The organism is Neolewinella aurantiaca, assembly GCF_008014675.1.
In the GTDB taxonomy this organism is placed as follows: Bacteria; Bacteroidota; Bacteroidia; order Chitinophagales; family Saprospiraceae; genus Neolewinella; species Neolewinella aurantiaca.
This window is the reverse complement of the sequence record NZ_VOXD01000076.1, coordinates 1-3511: the sequence shown is the minus strand read 5'-3', so window position 1 is coordinate 3511 and position 3511 is coordinate 1. Positions and strand designations below refer to the sequence as shown.

Sequence of the window (3511 nt, the reverse complement as noted above, 5' to 3'; positions counted from 1 at the left end):
GTTATACCATATCGACATCTCGCTAGATTTTGTCGATCGCGCCCTGACTACCGTAACTTACCAGCAGGTCTACGACTGGGAAACCGCCAACACCTGCCCGACGCGATACACTCAGCTAAGAGTGCTCCGAGAGAGGACGGAATCGGCCACGGCCGCAGCCTAACAGAGGGAACACCCTACTTATAAACCATGGTGGAACTAAGGGGAGTTACCGAGAGAATTTATTAATTTCTCTTTTAGAAAAGTATGTCCCTAAAAAATACTCAATAAGTACTGGGTTTATATATGGAAAGCCCTACCAAATTGACATAATTATTTATGACAGTCAGAATTTCATTCCCTATTTTAATGAAGATAATATTATAGTTGTATCGCCAGAATCTGTTAGGTGCATTTTAGAAGTAAAGTCTACATTGTCAACTAAAACCTTGAGGGAGGCAATCAACCATTTAGACAAAGCCGATGATAATGTGACAAAATTTCCAATTTTTAAAGGTGTCGTTGCATTCAAGCGCAATGAGAATTCTTCTACTGAGAGTTTGCTAAGAGCAATTAAAAAATTTTACTCTCAACCAGAACATAATTTTCAGGATATACCCGACGATTATCTGGGTGATTTTGAAAAGACTTTTGAATTTATGAGAAGATATAGAGTTGATGGTTTGCATAAAATGTTTACTGGATTATGCGTACTTGATGACTTATATATGAAGACTACCTTTACTTATAATAGCTTTGATTCACAAGGATACGATCAGCCAGTTATCGAGTATTATGAGGAACCAGAATATTTTAACTTAGCTTCTTCACAGTTCTTAAAGGACTTATTTAGTCATCTTTCATTAGCTAAATATGCAAAATTAGATAATGATGATGTACCGCTGGACTACAGGTATAATACATTACATGCAAATCACGAGATGATGTATGATGAAGAATGGTTCCCCCCTGGGGATTATTCTGATTATCGCAAATCACCAGAAGCATTCAGAGAGGCATATATAAAATATTTGAGATGGAAGGAAGGTAACTCTTCTGATGAAACCTTTATTTCAGTATTAAAATAAGAAATGAACCTTGTCAAAAACGTGGAGACTGCTTCGAGTATTTTGTCCATTTTATTAGAAGTAAAATGCGCAGAACACTTAAATCTCAAAGGCAGCCCTGACGCAGTCGGGCCTGCCGTTGCGCTTTTGTTGGACTAACCCGCCATCCCACGATCCGGCCCTATGGGCATTGAACCAAAGCCGCCCGTTTGGATCGTGGGAAAGGAGGCGCAGAACCATGGTTCCCAGGAAAGAATGGGAGGCCGGCAAGTCAAAAATCCAGGCTAGAATCCGTTGATTTTAGCTAAAATGCGGTCGGGGTCGCCGAGGACTTTGCCGAAGAAGTATTTCAGCGCACAGCAAAGGGTATTGAGGGTTGATTTCCCTATTGATTTTTCCCGCTCGGCGAGAAAGGCGAGGATGTCCCGGGCGGTGATGGCATCGGCTTCCGCATGGTGGTATTCCATGAGGTCGCGCAGCGACCGGGCGTAGTTAATAATGGTACTCGATGTCATACCCGCGACCCGTAAATGGGCCACGAACCGGTCGAGATCCGGCTGACAATCGGGGTGGTGGGCTATCTGAGCCCGGGACTTTTTTTAGTCACGATGGAATGGTTTGGTTAATAGGTAAGATAGGGGTATTTTTAGGAGACGGTTGGTTATGGCGCGGCAGCGGTTGGCGCGGAGCGGCTTAGTTCAACATCGTACTCACGGACAGATTTTCGCTGCGCTTCAATCCGTCGTGAGTACTTGTTCGTTGGTGGCAACGCTACGCGTGTTGAAGTCAAGAAACAATATATATGTGTCAATGTCTAATCATAAACTACTATTGTAAATAACTTTATGACTCAGTATGTGATTGTTATTTATGAATGGCCGATAAAAATGAATACTCATGAATTCTCAAGAATGGATAGGAATACATTTTAATTTTACCAGCGATAACAAATTGCAAAAATGGCTTGAGAAGTACGAAAATTCAGGTGTGAAATTGGATGAAGACCATGTTACAGTTGAATTTGGAAAAAATGAATTGAAAAGACTTAAAAATGAGAAATCACCAAAATCGGACTTAATAAATAAGGTAATTAGAAGGCATTTAAAAGATAGTGATTATACAAACATTTATGCTTATATAGATGCCGATAAATTGCAAAATCAAAAAATTACATTGTTGGAAGAAGAATTCAATAAGCCTGTTGTTGAATTTTTTTTCGAAGACAGAAAGTCAATCTGTGAAATTTTTAACGCTAAGGTGAATTCAAGTCAAATCAATAAAATACTTCGGAAAAGTGAATTGATGATACCTCTCAACACGGTTTTTGAGTTTGTTAGAGATAGAGATTTTGAACAAGGTCAGAAATTAACATTGGAATTAAGGTATGAGGATAAGGAAGAATGGGGAAGCAATAGAGATAATTTAAAGGTGTCAATACAAGTTGAAAACCCCTGAAATGTTAAAAGTATATATCGTAATTACAATTTTATTAATTGGCGATTTGACAGTTTATCTGACAAATGGAATTTCTATTTCAGGTCAATTAATTGATAAAATTATTTTTTGGACATGGGGGATTTTAAGCCCGATTGTAATAGTAAAATATTCAAAGCGAATATGGGTAAAATGGTATTTAGGGTTAGTTCTATTTTTGATAACATTGAGTTTTATTCCTATGGGGATTCCGTTTTTAAAAGTTGCTTTATTTGCGACTGAATTTAATAATGAAAGAAGAATTAGAGGCTATAGATTAAGAGAAGGCGCTAAGAGTGTAATTGCTATTCCGAAAATCAGTTTAATTAAGGATATCGGTGTTTTTGAGAAAGAAATAGGTGAGATAGATTTTTATATTGAGATCGATGAAAATAGCTATCGTCTTTCAGAAATCGAAAAGATAGATATCAATGAAGAAGTTGATAGCGTGATCATTGAGTTTGCAGTGGAAAATCAATCGACAATTCAGAAAATAAAAAAGAATTGAAAATTTGCCACCAACAATGCTGCCACAACGTTTGTTTCTTCGGTTTGAAAGCTCTAAATTAGTCACGTTAAAACCATGTAGCAACGTTGGTTAAGGCGGACACTGCGCGGCACCGAGACGTTGGGCGAAATTGAATTTTAGACGAGAAATTAATTATGCTTGAATGGGCTTAGATACGGTGATAGAGATTAAGAGAAGAGGGGAGGAGGACTCTTCATTTTACCCTAGCAGGAAGTTTACTAATCTGCTAGTTGACTAAGAGCGTGTCTAAAAATTCGAGTCAAGATTTCTCTGTATTGACGATAGAACCATCTGAATGTTGGCCATCAAAATGAATGAAGCCGAATTTTCTATCGTTCGCTCCAGGTCCTTGGTGATTCTGCGATAGAAATTCATCCAGGCGAAGCTTCTTTCGACTACCCACCGCTTGGCTTCTACTACAAACCCCTTCGAGCCTTCCGGTCTTGATGGGCACTCAAAGACA

The 3511-nt window shown here is 38.7% G+C and carries 4 protein-coding genes and 1 pseudogene; 3 read left to right on the top strand and 2 right to left on the bottom strand.

What is annotated here, in order from left to right:
- Nucleotides 1–182 precede the first annotated feature (182 nt).
- Entirely contained in the window at nt 183–1067 is an 885-nt protein-coding gene (locus tag FUA23_RS21945; protein WP_319923276.1) for a DUF6602 domain-containing protein, read from the top strand.
- 263 nt (nt 1068–1330) lie between these two features.
- Here FUA23_RS21945 and FUA23_RS21940 read toward each other — a convergent pair whose 3' ends face one another.
- Nucleotides 1331–1585, bottom strand: a complete 255-nt coding sequence (locus FUA23_RS21940) for a phage integrase N-terminal SAM-like domain-containing protein (RefSeq protein ID WP_262713723.1) — start codon at nt 1583–1585, stop codon at nt 1331–1333.
- Nucleotides 1586–1943: 358 nt separating this feature from the next.
- Here FUA23_RS21940 and FUA23_RS21935 point away from each other — a divergent pair, with 358 nt between their 5' ends.
- Complete coding sequence (locus tag FUA23_RS21935; RefSeq protein ID WP_147932921.1) at nt 1944–2501, top strand: hypothetical protein; 558 nt, start codon at nt 1944–1946, stop codon at nt 2499–2501.
- Nucleotide 2502: 1 nt separating this feature from the next.
- Entirely contained in the window at nt 2503–3027 is a 525-nt protein-coding gene (locus FUA23_RS21930; protein WP_147932920.1) for a hypothetical protein, read from the top strand.
- A 353-nt stretch (nt 3028–3380) separates the two neighbouring features.
- On the opposite strand, the pseudogene FUA23_RS23215 reads toward FUA23_RS21930, so the two are convergent.
- Nucleotides 3381–3511, bottom strand: a pseudogene (locus FUA23_RS23215) (IS5 family transposase); the annotation flags it as partial.

Coding starts and splice junctions, on each gene's coding strand:
- FUA23_RS21935 (WP_147932921.1), top strand. CDS start 1,944: ATGAATTCTCAAGAATGGATAGGAATACATTTTAATTTTACCAGCGAT.
- FUA23_RS21930 (WP_147932920.1), top strand. CDS start 2,503: ATGTTAAAAGTATATATCGTAATTACAATTTTATTAATTGGCGATTTG.